The following is a 21,939-nucleotide window of genomic DNA, read 5'->3' on the forward strand; positions in this document are numbered from 1 at the left end:
CTTTTTTTGTGCAATTTATCCAGTGTAAATTATATTCCTTAAGACTGGCTGAATGTGAGGAATAAGCTATTCGAAAAAGTATTGAATTTAATTCTTAGTTTTCCTATTGACATTATATATAATTAACTGTATTCTTCATATTAACAACTAAATAAATGGAAATATTTATTAGTTTTCTTATCAAGAGAGATGGAGGGACTGGCCCGATGAAATCTCAGCAACAGGCTACAAAAGTACTGTGCTAATTCCAGCAAACGTATAATGCGTTTGGAAGATGAGGGGAAATGGATTAACATTCAACTCTTCTTATATATGTAAGAAGAGTTTTTTGTTTAGAGAGGGGGGATAGAGTGAAGTTTGATGTAACGTATTTTTTAGAAAGTTTTCCGCAATTATTTAAGTATGTATACATAACTTTAGGGATTACTTTAGTTTCAATGATTATTTCTTTTGTTATAGGGATTGGCTTGGCGATTGTAACGAAGAACAAAACAAAATTTTTATATCCTATTGTAAGGGTGTATATTTCTTTCTTTAGAGGAACGCCGCTATTAGTTCAATTGTTTGTGTTGTATTTCGGATTACCACAAATCTTTCCGACATTTACAGTGCTTACAGCTATGCAAGCAACTTTAATTGGCCTAAGTTTAAATAATGCTGCTTATTTATCAGAAATTATTCGAGGTTCATTAAATGCTGTGGAATCGGGGCAAATGGATGCTTGTTTATCAGTTGGAATGACAAAGGCGCAAGCGATGCGACAAATTATTTTCCCGCAAGCTATTCGTGTAGCGGTACCGTCACTTGGAAATAATTTTGTCGGATTGTTAAAAGAATCTTCGTTATCTTTTGCTCTTGGGGTGGCTGAAATTTTAGCGCAAGCGAAAATGCTAGCGGCACAATCGTATCGTTATATGGAAAGTTATTTAGCGGTAGCAATAGTATATTGGATTATTACAATCGTAATTAGTTGGGGACAGAAAAAGTTAGAAAAGAAACTTGATGCACCGTATTTGTAACAGGAATGAGGTGATATGTGTGATTGAGATAAGTGATTTGTATAAATCTTACAAAAGTAATGAAGTATTAAAAGGAATCTCACTTACTGTAAATAAAGGAGAAGTGGTAGTCATTATTGGACCTTCTGGTTCAGGTAAATCGACATTATTAAGATGTTTAAATTTATTAGAACAACCAGAGGATGGAAGTATTAGAATTGAAGATTTAGAGATTCATGCGAAAAAACTTTATAAAAAAGAAATAATACAATTACGTCAAAAAACGGCTATGGTTTTTCAAAACTATAATTTATTTAAAAATAAAACAGCATTACAAAATATTACAACAGCATTAACGGTTGTACAGAAAAAAAGTGAAGAAGAGGCAAAGAGAATAGCGAGAGAAATATTAAAACAAGTAGGCTTAGCTGATAAAGAAAGTTTTTATCCAACAATGTTATCGGGAGGGCAACAGCAAAGGATAGGGATTGCTAGGGCAATGGCTTTAAATCCCGCGGTTTTATTGTTTGATGAACCGACTTCTGCACTTGACCCAGAATTGGTGAATGAGGTATTGCAAGTTATTAAAGACTTGGCAAGACAGCATATAACGATGGTTGTTGTTACACATGAAATGAATTTTGCAAAAGACGTGGCAGATCGCGTTATTTTTATGGCTGATGGAATTATTATAGAGCAGGGGACGCCGAAAGAGATTTTCCGAAACCCGCAAAATGAACGTACGAAAAAGTTTTTACGGCAATTAAATGCTTCTGAAGAAGGCAATCATTTCGTTATTTAGGAGGAAGAGCTATGAAAAAATCATCATTATTATTAACACTAGCATTAACAGTATCAGTTGGAGTTTTGTCTGCTTGTGGTTCGGATACAGCAAGTAAAAAGACAGATGAAAAAGTAGTGAAAGTTGGGACTTCTGCAGGGCGTAGTCCATTTATATTTAAAGAAGGCGAGAACGTAAAAGGTTTTGATGCTGAAATTATTGAAGCGGCTGCTAAAAAAGCTGGGTATAAAGTAGAATGGAATGTTTCTGATTTTGAGGGGTTATTCGGTTTATTAGATTCAGGTCGTATTGATACAATTGCAAATGAACTATCAGTCTCTCCGGAAAGGAAAAAGAAATATGATTTTTCAATTCCATACGTGTACTCAGGCTCTGTTTTTGCGGTGAAGAAGGATAACCATACAATCAAATCGTTAGAAGATCTAAAAGGTAAGACTGTAGGTGTTGGACTTGGTACAGCAGGAGAGCAGGAGTTAAAAGCACTAAATAAAAATAATGCTTTTACAATTAAGACATTCTCAGAAGATCCGACAGCCGAATTGAATGAAGTAGGACTTGGACGTGTCGATGCTTATTATAATGATAAAGTTCAAGTAGAAACGACAATTACAAAAGCAAAACTAGATAATGTTAAAGTCGGATTTGGTCCACTTGAATGGGGAGAGATTGCATTTCCATTTGCTAAAAAGAGCGAAAAGTTGGAAAATATAAATAAAGCGTTAAAAGAGTTAGAGCAAGATGGCACATTAAGTGAGATATCGAAAAAATGGCTAAAAGTTGATGCTACGAAAAAACAAAATTAAGGTGTATTCGTTGAATGGGGCTATCACCTATCAATTAATATAAAAAAATAAAGGGAACTAGAGAGGGAGTTATTCATGGTACAAATTCATCCGAAAACACGTATTGGTCATGTTGAATTTAAAGTGCAAGATTTAGAGCGCCAAATTGCTTTTTATGAGAATGTAGTAGGCTTAGAAGTAATTAAACAGGAGGCGAATAAAGCATATTTATCAGGAAAAGGTGGAAAGAGCACGTTACTTGTTCTTGAAAAGTTAGAGGACGGGATTCTGCAAGAGCCGCGTACGACTGGCATATATCATGTAGCCTTTTTAGTTCCGACTCGTGAAGCATTTGCATCGGCATTATTTGGGGTGATTCGTAATAAGAATGTAATTGATAGTCCAGCTGAACAAGAAGGGCGTTATACATATTCTAATGAAATTTTACCAATTTCAAGGTTTAATAGTGCAAGTGATCATACGTATAGCGAAGCGTTTTATTTACAAGATTTAGAGGGGAATGGTATTGAAATTTATGCAGACCGTCCGCGTGATCAATGGGGAGAAGGACCAGGAGGAAGTACGCCGCTAGATTTAAAAGAACTGGCAACACTCGTTGATTATGAGGCTGATGGATTACCTACTGATACTGTCGTTGGGCACGTACATTTACGAATAGCTGATGTAGAGAAGTCACATGAGTTTTATGTAGAGACAGTAGGGTTTGAAGTGCAACAACGCGAAGACGACTGCTTATTCATTTCTGCAGGAGGGTATCATCACCATATAGGTGCAAATACGTGGAACGGAGTACATAATCCACATCCACCAGCACATGCAACTGGACTTAAAGTGTATACAATTGTATTACCGTATAAAGAAGCGTTAGATGAAGTGAAAGAAAGATTAATAGAAAAACAACATAAAGTAAACGAAAGTACAAACGGATTTACAGTAGTAGATCCTAGTGGTATTACAGTAGGTTTTATAATTTAATAGATTAGAACTAAAATGTTATGATTTATTTCCCGTGAAACGTAAAAATTTTAAAGATAGGTAACATAATGTGATTGAAGAATAAATACCCAAGAAAGTAGTATGAAATTACATACTACTTTCTTGGGTTAAAGAGCACTTTATATATTTTTAGCGTAAAGATAGAGAAGGATATAAAAAATTAGTTATTATTGAGAAATTTGCTTTATTTTATTATTACGTAAATAACCTACAAACCATGAAATGATAACGAATAGAATTGGTATTAGTGTAATAATAATCATGATAATACCGTCTATAAATTGCCATGATAAAATAGGGGTATTGTTTAATTGGTAAGAGATATTTTTTATAAATTGTATAGAAAGGGGTAAAGTAATAAAAAAGAAGAAGTATAGAGCCCAACAAATACCAATTATATAAAATACGCTATACCATTTAATAACATTTCGCTCATGAGGGCTAATATTTTCTAGTTCATTATCATTTTCAATATTTTTTTGCTTTTTAAAGAAGGACCTTAAATATAAATTTGTATTTTCTAGTAAATTGTTACATTTAAAAATTGTAACGAAAACATAATAAATATCAGTTTTCATAAAGAACATGAATTGAAAAACTAAAGAAATCAAAAGAGATATGTTGAGCATTTTAATAAATGAAATAATTGTTGCATGAATAGGAATAATATCAAGTTGATTTAGAAATTGCACCCAAATGCCAATTCCTAATAGTGCTCCATCCCAAGCCATTCCAGCTAAATAAGCCCGAAATCTTTTTTGCGGTGGGATTAATACAATATTAGACATATCTGTTTCAGCAACCATAAAGACTAAACGATGGCTTAATCCAATGCGACTTCCTATTTTTAAAGAACGTGCAGATATAAGGTGTGCGAGCTCATGAAAAAAAATAAGTATCCAAATAGAGAAGGTAATAATCCCTAAAGACATAACATGTGAATTTACAATGAAAAAATCATATGGTTTAGGGAAAAATTCTGTATGAGTAATAGTAAGAATTAGACCAGAAAAAAAGACGGAAAAATATAAAATATAAGCGAAGCGGTTGAATAGAATATCTCCCGTTTTCTCTGGAATCCACGAAAAATGATCTGCTTTATGTATAATTTTATTAATAATAACTCCATTTACTGTATAAACAAATTTATATTCATGAATGAGGTCTTGAGCGAAATCTATTATATCTATATGTTCGCCTGTATCTTTATAAATTATATCCTGAACCTCTTGGATGGTATAACCCTTGTCTAAAAGGTTGATAATTTCTATTCCGATATTTGGTAAAATTATAAAGTCACTTATATCAGTGCGACCAATAAGAGTTTCAGAGTCATTTTCAATTCTATGTTTAAGATTATGCATTTTTAGTTGGGAAGAAGGTGTTAGTTGCAAAGAGAAAACCTCCTGTTATTTTGAGTGAATTTTATGATAGTTTTCAAAAGTATTTTGTAGTGCATTAAACATAGGGTTTGTTTGCGCTTGGTGATTACAAGTTAAGCAATTGTCATTTTTAGTCCATTCGAAAGGTATAGATTTTTCGAACGTATGAAAATCTATATTGATCAATCGACCATTGGATTCTAGGTCTCCTATTTTTGTTATAAGCTTCATTAATTCAGTGCACATCATAGCGGTAATAATTTGAGGGTTTGAGAAAACTGTAGCAGTGGGAGATTTTTTTTCATTTTCTAGTATGCTTTGTATAAATAGAAGATAGTCTTCAGCAAGTTCCATACGGTGCAAGTGTAAGCAATCTAAGCAACCCGTTTCGTTTGGTATAATTGTATAAAACATTCCATATGTTAAATCTACTCCGCCACTAATAAACGGAATGTTTTTTTCTAAGCATACTGTATTTACCCAACGTTGAATTTTCATTTGAGGTTGATCAGCCGCAAGTATTACAATATCACTATTTGAAATTATTCTTTCCACATCTTCTTGAGATTTTATTTCTTTATTGATTGCTTCTGTTTTTATATTACTATTAAAATGCTTTATAAAACTTTGAGCTTCATGTATTTTTAATTTTCCGATACAATTTTCATGAAATAAAAATTGTCGATTGAGATTACTAAGTTCAACCGTATCGAAATCTATAAAGCGAATATTATGAATGCCCATCCCAGCTAAGTTTACTAGTATATGATTTCCAAAGCCACCCATCCCAATTATTGTTACTTGAGTTTCATTCAACTTTTTTTGAATAGCGCTCGGGCTAGTATGTATATCACAGAATAAAGAATAATAGTTAAGGTTAGCTTTGTATCGCTCTCGCTGTTCGTGTGAAAGTTCAGAATTTATTTCTAGTGAATTATTAATTAGAAATCCTAAATTATTTAACTCCTCTATTGCTTCAATAACTTCAGCAAGCTGTATTTTAGGATAGGTTTTTATTATTTCTTCGTATATTTCATTAATTGTTTTAGTACCATCCATAAGTTTTATTAAAGTTCGGATAGATTTATTTGTGTCATCAATTTCAACGGCGGTACCGAAGGAATCTCCTAATCTAATCGTTCCAGAATCAAATTCATAACAAGGGTGTATCTCTTTATACTTTGGCAAAAAAATCATATAAATCACTTCTTTCTAGTAGTTATTAAAACACAAGAATTGTCTGTAAAGACAATTCTTGTGTTTTGGTATTAAGTTAATCAGCAAGGTGGATAAGTAATATTAGTTGTACGTACTTTCTCAACTTTTTTAGCTTTAATCTTCATTTTAAATCCCCCTTTTTGTTAAATTTGATAGAATTTTACAAACTATCTAAGTTAAATATACAGTTCGAGAAAGAGTTGGTCAATATTTTTTTGAAAATTTAAATTTTTTATTTTATTTAAGGGTATTCTCTTTTTAATAAAGATAGATACGTATTTTATTTGCAAAATTGAAAGGGAAATGGTATTGGAATTTATGCAGACCGTCCGCGTGATCAATGGGGAGAAGGACCAGGAGGAAGTACGCCGCTAGATTTAAAAGAACTGGCAACGCTCGTTGATTATGAAGTTGATGGATTACCTGCTAATACTGTAGTTGGACACGTACATTTACGAATAGCTGATGTAGAGAAGTCACATGAGTTTTATGTAGAGACAGTAGGATTTGAAGTGCAACAACGCGAAGATGACTGCTTATTCATTTCTGCAGGAGGATATCATCACCATATCGGTGCAAATACGTGGAACGGAGTAAATAATCCACCCCCACTTGCACATGCAACTGGACTTAAAGTGTATACAATTGTATTACCGCATAAAGAAGCGTTAGATGAAGTGAAAGAAAGATTAATAGAAAAACAACATAAAGTAAATGAAAGTACAAACGGATTTACAGTAGTAGATCCTAGTGGTATTACAGTGCAGTTTGAAATAGAAACAGCATAAAAGAAGTCGGAAGGTATATAATCACTTTCCGACTTCTTTTTGATACGTAATCCAAGTAGCACAAGGGTTAAAAGGAAAGGATTTTATTATTTCCATTGCATATATACTCGTTGAATCGAATTCACCTTGAATGAAAGAATAGCCGTGTTTATTTGTATACATAGCTTGTTTGAAAATGAGTGGTTTCAGTAAGGATACATTTTCTGTAGTGTGAGTTCCACACCACCCTAGTTCTACTGTATTATCCTTTTCTGATGTATGGAGGAAAGAATACGCAATAACTTCATTCTCTTCATCTATCATTACAAAGCTCCCATCTAGTAACACATCATCAGTTAAGATCTGTTCTTTCCAAGTTTCGAGCGGGTATGAGGCAACCGGATTTGCTAAGTGAGTATCTTCATAATTCGTTTTTACTAAGTGAGCTAGTTTTTCAAAGAAGCTATTATTGGATAAGATGTTTGATAAGCTTTGTACATCATAATCTGAATGAAGCGTTGTCCCGATAGGTATGATTTTTTGTACGTCTAATATCGGCATATATGTTCTTCGGATTTCCGTAAAGTTATGTTCTTCATAAAAGGCTTTTAAATGAGCTGATGTTTCCCATATAGAGGTTTGTAATGGGAGTTTAAAGTTTTCTAGCTTTTGAATCTCGTTTAATAAAAACTGTTCTATGTGTAGCTCTGAATAGAAAGGGTTCGTATATATTCGAAAGTATGTGCAGTATGGATGGAAGTTACTGTTCCAGATGAAAAAGACGCCTACTACATCTTTTTTATAGTAGGCAATATACGCACATTTTGTTTTATTATCTCGTAATAAGTTAAATAGATACGATTCTTCATTGTATAAATCAATAAGTTGTTTTACTTTTAGCTCATTACTTCTACTATATTTCTCTATAACAAGAGTATGTGTATTGGGGGACTTCTTCATAGCTCAATCCAAAATCTTCTTACTACATTCCCATTTTCCTCAGTAAAATCATCATCACGAAGCCCACCGTTATGTAAAATTGTTTTTTCAGAACCTGTATTCACTTCGTCGCAAACGACAAGTACTTTCTCGATGTTTAATTCCTTCGTTTTTTCTAGCGATAATTCTAATAACTTCGTAGCATAACCTTTTCTTCTTTCGGAAGGGCGAATGCCATAACCGATATGACCGCCAGCGTTAAATAAATGTTCGGTTAAACTATGACGTATATTAACAGCTCCTACAATTCTATTATTATCTGTAACGAGCCAATAGGTAGAGTCTGGTACCCAAGATTCGGGCAGGTTTATTCCGTTATGCGCATCGTGAAGTTCTTGAATCATTGCCGTGAAATTAGAGGGATCTTTTGAGATAACCCACGGAATCATCGTTTCACCGCTATCTTTCCATTCTTTATAAAAATCTAAGTATTCTTCTTGTAAATCGGTAGTAGGTGTTAGTAAAGAGACGTTCATTGTTGGTAATCCCCTTTATTTATGTAGTATTTTTAAAAAATTATGATACGAAATGAAAGCGTTTTCTGAACTTTTTCAACCTCATTTTATGCAATCCATATCTCGTTTTTAAATGGAAAATAAAGTTTATGGTTTTTCTTATAAAAAGTAGGTTGAATTTGATTTATGTTAATATTAAAAATATTAACATAAATAACCTAAGATATTAAGTGTATTTTAATAAAATGCTTTTATATCAATAAGTGGATGTGTGTGATAATTTTTGTTTCATCTATCTATAATGAATGAAAGGGGGAAGTGCTCGTGAGTGTAAATGTTGATCTAATTATACGAATCGGTGTTGCGGGTTTGTTAGGAGCAATAATCGGTATTGAAAGGGAAATTCGATCAAAAGAGGCGGGATTAAAAACACATTTCCTAGTAGCGGTAGGAAGTGCTTTAATAATGGTCGTTTCAAAATATGCCTTTTCAGATATTATGAATGAGGAACATATGGCTCTTGATCCGAGCCGTATTGCAGCGCAAGTTGTTAGTGGTGTAGGGTTTTTAGGTGCAGGTACAATTATTATTCAAAAGCAGGCGGTGAAAGGATTAACGACAGCGGCGGGTTTATGGGCTACAGCAGGAATCGGATTAGCAATTGGGGCTGGCATGTATGTAGTAGGAATTGGAGCGACGATTCTCGTTTTAATTGGTTTAGAGATTGTGAGCCGTATTTTTAAGGTGCAATTTTTATTTCCTCAAAACATAACAGTGCAAATACATATAAATAAACATGAAGCGGTACAACAAATAGTAGAAACGCTACAAGTGAAAGGCATTCCAATACTTTCATATGAAGTGGAAGCTTTACAGCAAGAAGCAGAAATAGTTTACAAGTTAGGGATGCAGCTCAAAAATATATCGTCAGAAGAAAAGAATGAGTTGATTCAGCATATGCAAACATTACCGGAAGTTACGTTTATAAAGTTAAAATCATAGCGTTGAAAAAGAGGATAGATGTAGCAGGAATTTCGCTATTATCTATCTTTTTTGATACAAAATTCACATAAAGTCAAGTATTAATTTTGCACGGGATGGATACATGTGTGAACGTTCCCTTATTTTTTCTCAATACAGAATAAAAAGTAAGAATAGTAAAATAATGGTGCGGTACACTAAAAAATGTAAGGTAGGGGAGAGCATGAAAGGCTATTCAAAAAAAGTGTTAGTAGGGGTAAGTTTTGCTAGTTTAATGTTAGGGAGTTTCCAAGGGAGCACATTGGCAGAAAGTACAAAGGGAGAGCAAGTTTCTTATCGGAATGTGCTCAAAATGGAGCCAGTTGGTGTGCAATTACCAGTGCAAGAATTAGCTCATTCATCAAAAGTACTTGAAAATAAGTCTTTTGAGAAAAGGCTACAATTTGCTGATTTGTCGCAAAGACCGCCTGAAGTGAAAAAAGAAAGTAAGCAATTAGCTGCAGCGAAAACTTATACAATTGCTGAATTAAATCAATTAAGCGATCAGCAGTTAGTAGATTTACTTGTAACAATTGATTGGGAGCAAATTACGGGTCTATTTCAATTTAATAAGGATAGCCTTGCATTCTATCAAAATGATAGTAGGATGCAGGCAATTATTGATAAATTGAAGCAGCAAGGACAAGCTTATACGAAAGATGATTCCAAAGGGATTGAGACTTTAGTAGAGGTATTACGATCAGGATTTTATTTAGGATTTTATCATACAGAATTAAGTAAACTAAATGAGCGGAGCTATCATGATAAATGTTTACCTGCATTAAAAACGATTGCGAATAACCCGGATTTCAAACTCGGTACGTTAGAACAAAATAGAGTAGTATCATCATACGGAAAATTAATAGGAAATGCTTCGAGTGATGTGGAAACGATAACATCAGCTGCAAAGGTTTTCAAACAATATAACGATAATTTTTCTAAATTGGTAGACAATCTTTCAGCTGGAAATGCGATTTACGATATTATGCAAGGTGTGGATTACGACATTCAATCGTATTTGTACGATACGAGAAAAGCACCGAAAGATACAGTATGGTACCAAAAAATTGATAGCTATATTAATGAATTAAGTCGTTTTGCTTTAATTGGAACGGTGACGGCGAAGAATGGTTGGTTAATTAATAATGGTATTTATTATACAGGTAGACTTGGTACGTTCCATAGTACAGGAACGAAAGGATTGCAAGTTGTAACAGACGCGATGAAAATGTATCCGTATTTAGGAGAGCAATATTTCGTAGCGGCTGAGCAAATCGCGACGAATTATGGCGGGAAAGATGCAAATGGAAATGTTGTGAATTTAGATCAAATACGAGAAGATGGGAAGAAAAAGTATTTGCCGAAAACGTATACGTTTGATGATGGTGCAATTGTTTTAAAAGCTGGAGATAAAGTGACAGAAGAAAAAGTAAAACGTCTATATTGGGCAGCAAAAGAAGTGAAGGCACAATTCCATCGTACGGTTGAAAGTGACCAACCTTTAGAAAAAGGAAATCCTGATGATGTATTAACGATGGTTATTTATAATAGTCCAGCTGAATATCAATTTAATCGTCAATTGTACGGATATGAAACGAATAACGGTGGCCTTTATATAGAAGGAACAGGTACGTTCTTTACTTATGAGCGCACGCCAGAAGAAAGTATTTATAGTTTAGAAGAATTGTTCCGACACGAGTTCACGCATTACTTACAAGGTAGATATGAAGTACCAGGGCTTTGGGGACAAGGTAAGATGTATGAGAATGAGAGATTATCTTGGTTTGAAGAAGGGAACGCGGAATTTTTTGCAGGGGCAACGAGAACAGATAATGTTGTACCGAGAAAGAGTATTATAGGAGGGATATCTTCAAATCCATCAGAACGTTATACGGCAGAGCGAACGTTAAATGAAAAGTATGGAACGTGGGATTTCTATAATTACTCCTTCGCTTTACAATCGTACATGTACAATAAGAGGTATGATATGTTTGACAAAATTCATGATATTATTAGAAAAAATGATGTAACAGCATATGATGCATACCGCTCTGCTTTAAGTAAAGATGCGAATTTAAATAAAGAGTATCAAGATTATATGCAAATGCTAGTCGATAACCGTGAGAAATATAATGTTCCATTAGTATCAAATGATTATTTAGCAACTCACGCACCAAAACCAGTTTCAGATATTGCGGCAGAAATTACAGCAGAAGCAAAATTAAGCAATGTATCAGTTAAGAAAAATAAATCACAGTTCTTTAATACATTTACATTGCAAGGGACGTACACAGGTACTACTGCAAAAGGGGAATATGAAGACTGGAAAACAATTACACAAAATGTGAATGATACGTTAAAACGTTTAAGTGCAAAAGAATGGACAGGCTATAAAACAGTAACAGCTTATTTCGTAAATTACCGTGTGAATGCATCAGGACAATTTGAATATGACGTTGTATTTCATGGGATTAATACAGAAGAAGGCGCTGTGAATAAAGCGCCAGTTGCGGTTATAAATGGTCCATATAGCGGAAATATAAATGAAGCAATTTCGTTTAAAAGCGATGGATCAAAAGATGAAGATGGGAAAATTGTTGCTTATAAATGGGAGTTTGGTGATGGTACTGTAAGTGATGAACAAAATCCGACTCACGTGTATACAAAAGAAGGAACATATACAGCGAAATTAACAGTAACAGATGATAAAGGGTTAACGAATACTGTTACAACGAATGTAACGGTTCAAAAGAAAGAAGATAACAGCGTAGAAAAAGAGCCAAATAATTCATTCCAAACAGCAAATAAACTACAATTAAATCAAGTTGTACGAGCAAGTTTAGGAAATGGTGATACGAGTGACTTCTTTGAAATAAATGTGGAAACGGCGAAAAATCTTCAAATTAATGTAACGAATGAAAATAATATTGGAGTAAACTGGGTTCTTTATTCTGAAGCAGATTTAAATAATTATGTTACGTATGCACAGCAAGAAGGGAATAAGTTAGTAGGAAGTTACTACACGTATCCAGGAAAATATTATTTACATGTGTATCAGTATGGCGGGGGAACAGGGAATTATACGGTAGAAGTACAGTAGAAATTTATGATTGGAAATCAATTTTAGCTTATATTTAGTAATGCAGGTAATGATATCAGTTATAAAGATAAATACTTGAGTATCGTTATGAATATCAAAAAAATTATACTTTAACTGAAAAAATAAATGTAAGTAATGTATCTAATGATATTAAGAAATCAAGTATCACGAGATTTTATCTTGAAGTTAAGTAGACCTAATTAGTAAATGAGATACAATAGTTGATGAATTATGATTTCATAGAGAAGTGAGCAAAGTAATAAGGACTAGAGTTTATCGGTAAAAACGGATATACTCTGGTCCTTGTTACTTTTAATTTATTTAAGAAATGAAGATAATTAATGAATCAAGTAGTGGCATTTTTGAAATTTATTTAATAAGTTAAGTAGAAAGAATTTATCATTCAAATAATTCCGTCATATTAGCATGGGATACTAATAGAAAAGCGTGTCCCCTTACCTAATTCACTCTCTATCTCTATATCACCATTTAACTCTTTAATAACACTATAAGCAATCATGGTACCAAGCCCAGTCCCTTTTTCTGTTGTTGAATAGAATGGCAAAGCAATCCGCTTTATTTGCTGAGAAGACATTCCAATCCCTGAATCAATAATATCAATTATAATATTCCCTTTTATTTTCTGTATATTTATTTGTAATACTCCACCATTTATCATGGCCTCAATTCCGTTTTGTATGATGTTGTTTAGACAGAGTCTGAATTTTTCGGGGTCTCCATTTATATAAAAGGAATCTGTACTATTTTGTTTTATTTCAACTTTGTATGATAGAGCTAGTGGTGAAATAGTGTCTTTCACTTGATTTAAAATATGATTAATATCTATTTTCTCTTTTAGGATGTTCTGTGGTTTTGTTAAAGATAAATAGTTATTAATAGTAGATTGTATTTGCTGCATTTCAATTAACATGATTTCTAAGTACTGATCATGAGGTAACTTAGAGGCATGTTTTTCATTTAACAATTGAGTGAATCCATGTACTGTAGTTAGTGGATTGTGGATTTCGTGTGCAATGGACGCTGCTAGTTCGCTAGCTATATAAAATTTTTCAGCCCGTTGCAGCTTTTCTTTCATTTTATATTTCTCAATCATTCCCTCTATTAAATATACTGATAATAATACTGTGAAAATATTAATGATTATATAGTTTAATAAAAATTCTATGAGAGTAGAGTCTATTTTACTACCTGTATGTATTTGAGTTACAATACCGCAGATAGAAAGTGAAGTTGTACATACTAAAATAAGAAGCAAGCTCAATAATATCTTTTTTTCTTTAACATATAGAGGTAATAAGTAATGGAAGAGCATTGTTATAACAGAAATAATAGTAAAGATAATAAATGATGGAAGAACGCCATTTCCGCCTAAGTAAAATCGATAAGAAAGATATAAAATTCCTATAAAAATAATATTTTTTGTATTTCCATATAGAAACACTAAAATGATAGGAATAAAACGTAAATCATAAATAAATCCAGCATGTAATTGAAAAGGAAAAGTCATGCAAAAAATAATAGCAATGGAGGAAAGGATAGAAATCAATATATTATTACATGTTTTTTTTTCTTTAAATTCTAGCCAAAATACGTGGTAGCTAAGGATACAAATTATTATTATAAAGGTATTTAATAAAAGAGTAGATATTCCCATAGGTTTGCATCTCCGATAGTTTGTATATTGGATTATGTATGAGTTAAACTTAGATGTTTAGTTATTAATAGACTTTCTATCTAAAAAAGGAAGAGCGCTTGAAAAAGTACTATAATATTACTTTTATTAGAATTGATAAGGAAGTTAGGAAAAATAATAGATAAAAAATCTACTTAGATATTTATACATATGAAACTAGAAATTGACTTTTGTATAAGTAAAATTGGGATTGAGTTACTAATAAAATAATAGGATTTTAAGTATGAATATTCTATGAAAAAATATATTTTGTGGATTCTATTTGTAGCCTTCGTTATATTAACATGGAATATACCAAATTATAAAGTGGAAATTTCGAAATTTTTCATTAGTATATTTTATCTAAAATGGAAACGCTATTTATTTGAGTGCGTGGGTACTTAATTGTATGAATTCTCGTTAAACAAATTTTGAAATTTACATGTTTTGTTATGAATCATAATACTGTAGCTTTATCAATGTGAGTTTTTCAGTAACTATTTTAAGATATAAAGTTAAAATATATAGGTTTAAAGATATGAATTATTACATAAAAACGTACTTGAAAAAGAATGTATGATGGTAATAGATTACAAACATCAAGGGGGAGCTTAAAATGAAGTTAAATAAACTAGTGCTTAGTTGTGGAGTAATTTCAGCATTAACACTTGGTGTGTTAGGAAATAATACTTATGCTGAAGAAATACACAAAACAAATGATACCATTCATATAGTTGAACATGTTCCTGCATACTTATTGTTAACTCAAACAATGGATTATAGTGGAGAGGCTGTAACTTCTTTTGTATATAATGGGATTGAAAATTTAAGCTTCTTTATGAAAAATAATGGTCAAAATACAATGGGATATAGTGTGAAAGGTCCAAATATGGAGCTAATTGTTGGTGGTTATATAAAACCTGGAGAACAACAAATTAATGTTACAAATGTACAGAATGCTTTATCTCCATTACCGAGCGGAACATATAAAATTTACGTTTCAAATGATGATGGTTCTAAGGGGCAATTCCAAGTGTCAGTAAGATCTAAGAATTAAATTTAAAACGCTTTGTTTTAAGTTGATTTAATCTTTCGTTATTGGAAAGAAACTAAATTGAATTAAGAATTAACGATCAAAATCAAAACGAGCACCTTGTCTAATTTGAGAGGATGCTCGTTTTTTGCTATTAAACAAAAAACAATTACTTCCAACCGCTTATCAATACATTTTGATATTTCCAACGCTAATCTACTAGTTTGTGTCAACGAGAGAATGTCTACTATAAAATAACTTTTTTAAAACAAAATATAGTTTGGCTAAAAATTAGAGGGCATCAATTCATTGGAACAGTAAAAACTGTTTATAGGATTGATGTCTTTTTTTGTTTAAGAACGAGAATATATTTTCTCAACAGGACAAATGGTAAATATCTATAAGTACTACTTATAAGGATAATTGGAAAATAGAAATTAATAATAAAGGGGAATGTGAAATGACAACATTAATATCTAATAAAGATCTAGCTAAAATCCGAGAGGAAGATGTAGATGTATTAAAGGTAATGGCACATCCCGTTCGATTAAAAATTGTAAATGAATTAATGCACCATAAACTATGTAATGTTACACAGTTGACAGAAATATTAGGACTCTCGCAATCCACTGTTTCACAGCATCTATCAAAATTAAGGGGAACCGTGCTCCGTGCAGAAAGACGAGGATTAGAGATGCATTATTATATTGATAATGCTAAGGCTCGCCAGATTGTAGGAATTCTAGGTTTGTAGCTAAAAAGAGTACTTTTCAAAAGTGCTCTTTTTAAGATGTGCATTAGGACTTGAGGGAGGCATCAATGCTAAGTTAGAAGGAGTGTGCTTTGAATCAATCTTTGCTTAAAATCAGAGATAATTGTTTACATTGTTTAATAATTACTTAATATATTATTAAGTTTGTTACCTTACAAAACTGTAAGGTTATTTCAATTGACACTCGTATATATAAGTAACTATACTAGTTACACAATGTTGGTGAATATATTTAATAGTTTCAATCTATAAGTGTATGTTTGGAGATTCTTTTCGGAATAATAGTTCGATTTAAATTTATTCATTTGTAATATAGTGTTAGTGCCAACTTAATCTATTTTTTTATTCAAAGGAATATTATTTAAAGATTAACTATAAATGATATATTTACTAACTTGTAATAAATTTTTAGAGGTGCTAAATTTTGAAGAACAAATTAATTGCTACAGGAATTCTCGCTGGAAGTCTACTATCTTATTCTTCTAGTATTTTTGCAGATACTCACAAATTCCCAGATGTTCCTGCATGGGCTGACAAATCCGTTACTTATTTAGTTGATAAGCAAGTATTGAGTGGTTATCCAGATGGAACTTTTGGTTCAAATGACACATTAGATAGAGCTTCTGCAGCAACCATTATGACAAGGGCTCTTGGTATACACATTGATTTAAATGCAAAACCATCTTTTAAAGATTCACAAAACCACTGGGGAACTCCATATATTGCCGCAGCTGAAAAGGCAGGAATAATTAAAGGTGAAGGAAATGGAATATTTAATCCTTCTGGAAAAGTTACTCGTGCTGCTATGGCTACTATGCTAGTGAATGCATATAAACTACAAAATAAAAGCATTAACAATGGACAAAGTAAATTTGAAGATTTAAAGGGACATTGGGGTGAAAAGTTCGCAAACATCTTAATTGATTTGAAAATTTCAGTTGGTACAGATCATGGTTGGCAACCAAATAGATTTATAACACGTGCTGAAGCTGCACAACTAACCGCAAAAACAGATATGCTTCAATATAGTCAAAGTAATCCTTTAGAAAATAAAGCAATTATTATTGATCCCGGACATGGCGGCGAAGATCCTGGAAAAAATACAAAGGGATTACCTGAAAGTAAGATTGTACTAGATACTTCTTTACGTCTTCAACAATTGCTTGAAAAACATACTCCATTTACAGTTTTACTAACTCGTGAATCTGATACTAGACCTGGACATGATCAAAAAAGCTCTTTACAGGAACGTGTTAAGTTTGCTAAGCAAAATCAGGGTGATATCTTTATAAGCATTCATGCAAATGCTTTTAACGGTAATGCAAAAGGGACAGAAACATATTACTATAAATCTTCTAAATCTGAAAAAACAAATCCTCATGTGGAAGAAAGTCGTGTTTTAGCTGAAAAAATTCAAGAACGATTAGTAGACGCACTTCAAACACGTGATAGAGGTGTTAAACATGGAGATCTTCATGTTATAAGAGAAAATGACATGCCAGCTGTGTTAACGGAACTTGCTTTTATAGATAATGGTATTGATTACAGTAAGTTATCTACAGAAAACGGAAGACAGATTGCAGCAGAAGCTATTTATGAGGGAATTTTAGATTATTATGAATGGAAAGGGAATAATGTATCTGAATATAGGTTGCAATAGGTAAATGAATATATAGTAATTCTCGAAATAAAGAATTCTATAATTTTTTTGCGCTTTTTTAAACAAGAATTTTAAATGTGTATTTAAAATTCTTGTTTAAATAGTTATTCTGTGTTTTAATAATATTGATAATAGTTATCAGTAAAAAGAGATAGAAATTAGCAAAATAAGTGTTGATAGTTATTGTCATAAAGATTAATACATTTCTACATTGTAACGTTATGAATCTATCTCTAGTATTGAGAGCTAAAAATAATACGTTTATATCTTTTAAATGTTTAAAAAGGAGTGGCTGTCTGTATGAAAAAAGCAAATGGAATAGCTAAAAGTGTTGCGGTAGCGTCCGTTATTATGTCTGGATCACTTGGTTTACAAGCAACGTCTGCATTTGCAGATTCTAAAGGAACTGTAGAAAATCTTCAAAATGGTGGAAAAGTCTATAATAGTTTTAAAACTACTTATGACATGAAGCAGAATATTAAAAATTCAATAAAGGTTTCTTTTATTGAGGATCCTTACGCAGATAAAAAGATTGCAATTGTTACCACTGATGGTAGTAATATAGATGCGAAATATACAATTAATGGCGGATACTATAACGCAGGTTTAAAATGGCCATCGGCGTATCATACGGAAGCAGAAATAACAAGTGGTGATAGTGCTCAATTTCATAAAGCTGCCCCAGTGAATACAATGACTTCAGCAAAGGTTACTTCTGAAGTAGGGTATACACTTGGCGGAAGTGTGAAAGTTGGGGTAAATGATAAAGGGCCAAATGCCGATGCGAGTATTACAGGTAGCTTTGCTTGGAAAGAAAGTGTATCTTACGATCAAGTAGACTATAAAACGGTATTAGAGACTCACACAGATAAAAAATTAAATTGGAAAGTAGGATTCCAATCATTTAATTATCCGGAGTGGGGAATTTATAATCGTGATTCATTTAATACTTTCTATGGTAATCAACTATTTATGAAATCACGTAGTTATAATGAAGGAACGAATAATTTTGTTTCAAAAGATACAGTACCAGCTTTAACAGGATATGGTTTTTCTCCTAATGTAGTAGCAGTTATTACTGCAGATAAAACAGAATCTACATCTGATTTAAAAATAACAAATCGTAGAATATCAGATCAGTACAATATCGAATGGGTAAGTTCGAAATGGTGGGGAACAAATAATAAAGATACATATAATGAGTTCTTTACAAACAACTATAAATTAGACTGGAAAAACCATCAAGTTACTCTTGATAACCAAAAAGCCCTTGAAGAACAAATAAGTAGTATCAAAAATGTGAATAACCAACTTAACAAAGGAAAAGGAAAATTATCTTTTTCAATGAATGGAAACCAACTCAAAGCGACATCTAGCAATGCTGGTTATGGTATTAGTTACGAGGATGAAAATTGGGGTATCTTTGTGAATGGTGAAAAGATCTATACGTTTAATGAAAAAACAACTGTAGGTAATATTTCGAATGACATTAACAAATTAAACATCAAAGGACCTTATATTGAGATTAAACAAATCTAATCAGTAAATGAATTGCAAATGAAAGGTCCAGAGTTTATCTGTAAAGATAGATAAACTCTGGACCTTATTATTTATTTTATTCTTATACGCAATTAGAAAAGAGCGTGAGGTATTTAAAAGCTATTCATGCCACGCAGGGAGATATTGTTTTAAGTAGGGTGTTTATTTTTATTTCACTTTTAAAAGAATTCTTTGTATGGTGATATAGGGCAGGAGAGACTCAGGAGATGTTTCTTTTTGAGGCGTACGTTGTGTGGCGAATTGTTTAAAGTAATTAAGATTTCATCGGTTGTTAAGTTACTACTTTAAATATATAATTAAATTTCATTAAAAAGATACTCTATTCAAAGTCCTTATGGGATTTTTGAAGTGAAATATATATTATTTGAGGTGTGTGAAATGGGGAAATCTCGAGAGCAGACGATGGAAAATATTTTGGAGGCTGCTAAGAAAAAATTTGGAGAGCGTGGCTACGAAGGTACGAGCATACAAGAAATTGCAAAAGAAGCGAAAGTAAATGTCGCTATGGCTTCATACTATTTTAATGGGAAAGAAAACCTGTATTATGAAGTGTTTAAGAAATATGGCCTTGCTAATGAGTTACCTAATTTTCTTGAGAAGAATCAATTTAATCCTATTAATGCTCTAAGAGAATATTTAGCAGTCTTTACTACACATATAAAAGAAAATCCTGAAATTGGCACATTGGCATATGAGGAGATTATTAAGGAAAGTGCAAGATTAGAAAAGATTAAACCGTATTTTATGGGTAGTTTTGAACAGTTAAAAGAAATATTGCAGGAGGGCGAAAAACAAGGAGTATTTCATTTCTTCTCTATAAATCATACAATACATTGGATCACTTCTATTGTTTTATTTCCAAAGTTTAAAAAGTTCATTGATTCTTTAGGACCAAATGAAACGAATGATACGAACCATGAATGGATGCCAGAAGACTTAGTAAACAGGATTATTTCTGCTTTAACAGATAAGTCTAATATATAAATTACTCATTGTTTATGAATCCTAATTGTCTTATTAAAAAGCCTAAATTCTCAATGGATTGTAGAGAAATTAGGCTTTTTTCGACACTTCATTCAAATACTTTATAGACTAATGGCTTGATTTATTGATGATTCGAGTAGAGTTACATAGATATAGTTTTCGTTGCAACGGTTTGTTGAAATGCCTTATCATGCTCAACAATAATCATTGTGGGATTAAATTGTTGAATCAGCTCTTCAATTTGCATACGTGAATAAATATCTATAAAGTTTAATGGTTCATCCCATATATACATATGGGCTTTTTCACATAAACTTTTAGCGATAAGCAGTTTTTTCTTTTGTCCACCAGAATAATGAAATATATCTTTCTCAAATTGAATTCGGTCAAAATCCATCTTTCGTAGGATGGATTTAAATAATGTCTCATCAATCTTGTGCTCTTCAATAAAATTTGATAGGGATCCATTCAAATGAGAAGTATCTTGTTGGACATAGGAGATGGTGAGTCCTGTACCTAAAGTAACTAAACCTGTATGCTGTATCGGATACCCTAGAATTAGTTTTAGGATACTGCTTTTCCCGCTCCCATTCTTGCCATCGAGCACAATTCGGTCACCTTGTTCAACTACGAAGTTAATTGGCTCATTCACGACTTGTTCATCGTACGTAACAGACACGTCAGCCAAAGTAACGAATTCATTTGACTTGAACTTTAATGCTTCTAATTTTAATGACTCAGTTTTCTCCACATTTTTTAGTAATTTTGACTTTTCTTCAATAGCTTTTTGTTGCCTTGATTCTAGGTTTTTTGCTCTTTTCATCATCTTGGCTGCTTTATGTCCTACAAATCCCTTATCCAACTTAGAACCTGAATTCCTTGTTCCATTTTTTGAAGCTTCTACATCATGAGACCAACTTGCTGAACGCTTGGAAGACTGTTTTAATCTTCCTATGTCTTTTTGTAGACGATCATTTGTAGTCTCTTCGTGCTCTTGCTGTCTATCGAAATTTAATTTCCAAGAAGAATAGTTACCGCTTTGAACTTCAATATTTGCTCTATTTATAGATAAGATATGGTCAACGCATCCATCTAAAAAGATTCTGTCATGTGAAATTAAAATAAACCCTTTCTTCTTCCTTAGATAATCAGAGACTATTTTTCGTGCATCTGTGTCTAGGTGGTTTGTTGGTTCGTCAATTAATAGGAATTGGCCCTCATTTAAAAACAGTGCAGCAAGCAACACCTTTGTTTGTTCTCCATTTGATAAAGTTTTAAACGGTCTGTATATGACCTCGGCATCAACATTTAAATAGGATATTTCACGTAGAAATTCCCAATCTTCTGCTTGAGGACAAATTTCTTCAAGGATTTCATGAGTAAATTTGTTCTTATCTGCAACAGGATAGGGGAAGTAATTGAATTCTACAGAAGCAAGGATTTTTCCACTATACTCGTAATTTCCTAATAATAAATTAAAGAATGTCGTTTTACCTCGTCCGTTTCTACCGATAAATCCTAGTTTCCAATCCGTATCTATTTGAAAGTTTACACCTTCAAAAATATTATCAAAGCTACCTGGGTATGAAAAAGTTAAATCTTGAACTTTTATCATTGACATAATAATTCCTCCTTTATATATCGAAACGTTTCATATAAAGTCGGAACATCCATCTATTTTTAAATTCCTCTATATA

General features: G+C 32.3%; 17 protein-coding genes, 1 pseudogene and 1 riboswitch. Of the genes and pseudogenes, 12 read left to right on the plus strand and 6 right to left on the minus strand.

Going from position 1 to position 21,939, the window contains the following annotated elements:
- The first annotated feature begins 174 nt into the window (after positions 1-174).
- Positions 175-281: riboswitch (SAM riboswitch) on the plus strand.
- 69 nt (positions 282-350) lie between these two features.
- From AABL52_RS09975 to AABL52_RS09990, 4 genes are all read left to right on the plus strand, one after another.
- Positions 351-1,019, plus strand: coding sequence for an amino acid ABC transporter permease (locus AABL52_RS09975; RefSeq protein ID WP_000667171.1), 669 nt, complete (start codon positions 351-353; stop codon positions 1,017-1,019).
- 19 nt (positions 1,020-1,038) lie between these two features.
- On the plus strand, positions 1,039-1,800 hold the full coding sequence (locus AABL52_RS09980; protein WP_000570170.1) for an amino acid ABC transporter ATP-binding protein: 762 nt from the start codon (positions 1,039-1,041) through the stop codon (positions 1,798-1,800).
- Between the two features lie 11 nt (positions 1,801-1,811).
- Positions 1,812-2,603, plus strand: a complete 792-nt coding sequence (locus AABL52_RS09985) for an amino acid ABC transporter substrate-binding protein (protein WP_000749781.1) — start codon at positions 1,812-1,814, stop codon at positions 2,601-2,603.
- A 75-nt stretch (positions 2,604-2,678) separates the two neighbouring features.
- On the plus strand, positions 2,679-3,578 hold the full coding sequence (locus AABL52_RS09990) for a VOC family protein (RefSeq protein ID WP_341519282.1): 900 nt from the start codon (positions 2,679-2,681) through the stop codon (positions 3,576-3,578).
- 188 nt (positions 3,579-3,766) lie between these two features.
- On the opposite strand, the gene AABL52_RS09995 is transcribed toward AABL52_RS09990, so the two are convergent.
- Positions 3,767-4,993, minus strand: a complete 1,227-nt coding sequence (locus AABL52_RS09995) for a PqqD family protein (RefSeq protein WP_341519283.1) — start codon at positions 4,991-4,993, stop codon at positions 3,767-3,769.
- A gap of 15 nt (positions 4,994-5,008) precedes the next feature.
- Positions 5,009-6,178 carry a ThiF family adenylyltransferase gene (locus AABL52_RS10000; protein ID WP_341519284.1) on the minus strand — a complete coding sequence of 390 codons (1,170 nt, stop codon included), beginning with the start codon at positions 6,176-6,178 and terminating at the stop codon, positions 5,009-5,011.
- A 299-nt stretch (positions 6,179-6,477) separates the two neighbouring features.
- Between AABL52_RS10000 and AABL52_RS10005 the strand changes: the two are divergent.
- A pseudogene (locus tag AABL52_RS10005) lies at positions 6,478-6,987 on the plus strand (VOC family protein); the annotation flags it as partial.
- A 21-nt stretch (positions 6,988-7,008) separates the two neighbouring features.
- On the opposite strand, the gene AABL52_RS10010 reads toward AABL52_RS10005, so the two are convergent.
- The gene (locus AABL52_RS10010; RefSeq protein ID WP_341519285.1) at positions 7,009-7,926 is read right to left on the minus strand and encodes a GNAT family acetyltransferase; all 918 of its coding nucleotides are present in this window, start codon (positions 7,924-7,926) and stop codon (positions 7,009-7,011) included.
- A complete protein-coding gene (locus AABL52_RS10015; protein WP_001103113.1) occupies positions 7,923-8,441 on the minus strand; it encodes a GNAT family N-acetyltransferase in 519 nt (172 codons plus the stop codon). Before AABL52_RS10015 ends, AABL52_RS10010 begins: the two co-directional genes overlap by 4 nt.
- Positions 8,442-8,744: 303 nt before the next feature.
- Here AABL52_RS10015 and AABL52_RS10020 point away from each other — a divergent pair, with 303 nt between their 5' ends.
- Both AABL52_RS10020 and colA read left to right on the plus strand, forming a co-directional pair.
- Complete coding sequence (locus AABL52_RS10020; protein ID WP_000115790.1) at positions 8,745-9,422, plus strand: MgtC/SapB family protein; 678 nt, start codon at positions 8,745-8,747, stop codon at positions 9,420-9,422.
- Positions 9,423-9,624: 202 nt separating this feature from the next.
- Positions 9,625-12,540 (plus strand): collagenase ColA, encoded by a 2,916-nt coding sequence (gene colA, locus AABL52_RS10025; RefSeq protein WP_341519286.1) that lies wholly within the window; start codon positions 9,625-9,627, stop codon positions 12,538-12,540.
- A 421-nt stretch (positions 12,541-12,961) separates the two neighbouring features.
- Here colA and AABL52_RS10030 read toward each other — a convergent pair whose 3' ends face one another.
- Positions 12,962-14,215 (minus strand): sensor histidine kinase, encoded by a 1,254-nt coding sequence (locus tag AABL52_RS10030; RefSeq protein ID WP_097842975.1) that lies wholly within the window; start codon positions 14,213-14,215, stop codon positions 12,962-12,964.
- Between the two features lie 634 nt (positions 14,216-14,849).
- Here AABL52_RS10030 and AABL52_RS10035 point away from each other — a divergent pair.
- The 5 genes from AABL52_RS10035 (at position 14,850) to hlyIIR (ending at position 20,242) form a co-directional block, all read left to right on the plus strand.
- Positions 14,850-15,290 carry a hypothetical protein gene (locus AABL52_RS10035; RefSeq protein WP_341519287.1) on the plus strand — a complete coding sequence of 147 codons (441 nt, stop codon included), beginning with the start codon at positions 14,850-14,852 and terminating at the stop codon, positions 15,288-15,290.
- A 436-nt stretch (positions 15,291-15,726) separates the two neighbouring features.
- Positions 15,727-16,020, plus strand: coding sequence for an ArsR/SmtB family transcription factor (locus AABL52_RS10040; RefSeq protein ID WP_087958824.1), 294 nt, complete (start codon positions 15,727-15,729; stop codon positions 16,018-16,020).
- A 442-nt stretch (positions 16,021-16,462) separates the two neighbouring features.
- A complete protein-coding gene (locus tag AABL52_RS10045; protein WP_087958825.1) occupies positions 16,463-17,698 on the plus strand; it encodes an N-acetylmuramoyl-L-alanine amidase in 1,236 nt (411 codons plus the stop codon).
- A gap of 300 nt (positions 17,699-17,998) precedes the next feature.
- Positions 17,999-19,237 (plus strand): hemolysin II HlyII, encoded by a 1,239-nt coding sequence (gene hlyII / locus AABL52_RS10050; protein ID WP_341519288.1) that lies wholly within the window; start codon positions 17,999-18,001, stop codon positions 19,235-19,237.
- A 399-nt stretch (positions 19,238-19,636) separates the two neighbouring features.
- Entirely contained in the window at positions 19,637-20,242 is a 606-nt protein-coding gene (gene hlyIIR / locus AABL52_RS10055; protein WP_341519289.1) for a hemolysin II regulator HlyIIR, read from the plus strand.
- 142 nt (positions 20,243-20,384) lie between these two features.
- On the opposite strand, the gene AABL52_RS10060 is transcribed toward hlyIIR, so the two are convergent.
- On the minus strand, positions 20,385-21,863 hold the full coding sequence (locus tag AABL52_RS10060; protein ID WP_000061784.1) for an Lsa family ABC-F type ribosomal protection protein: 1,479 nt from the start codon (positions 21,861-21,863) through the stop codon (positions 20,385-20,387).
- Between the last annotated feature and the right edge of the window lie 76 nt (positions 21,864-21,939).

Source organism: Bacillus paramobilis, assembly GCF_038096195.1.
In the GTDB taxonomy this organism is placed as follows: domain Bacteria; phylum Bacillota; class Bacilli; order Bacillales; family Bacillaceae_G; genus Bacillus_A; species Bacillus_A mobilis.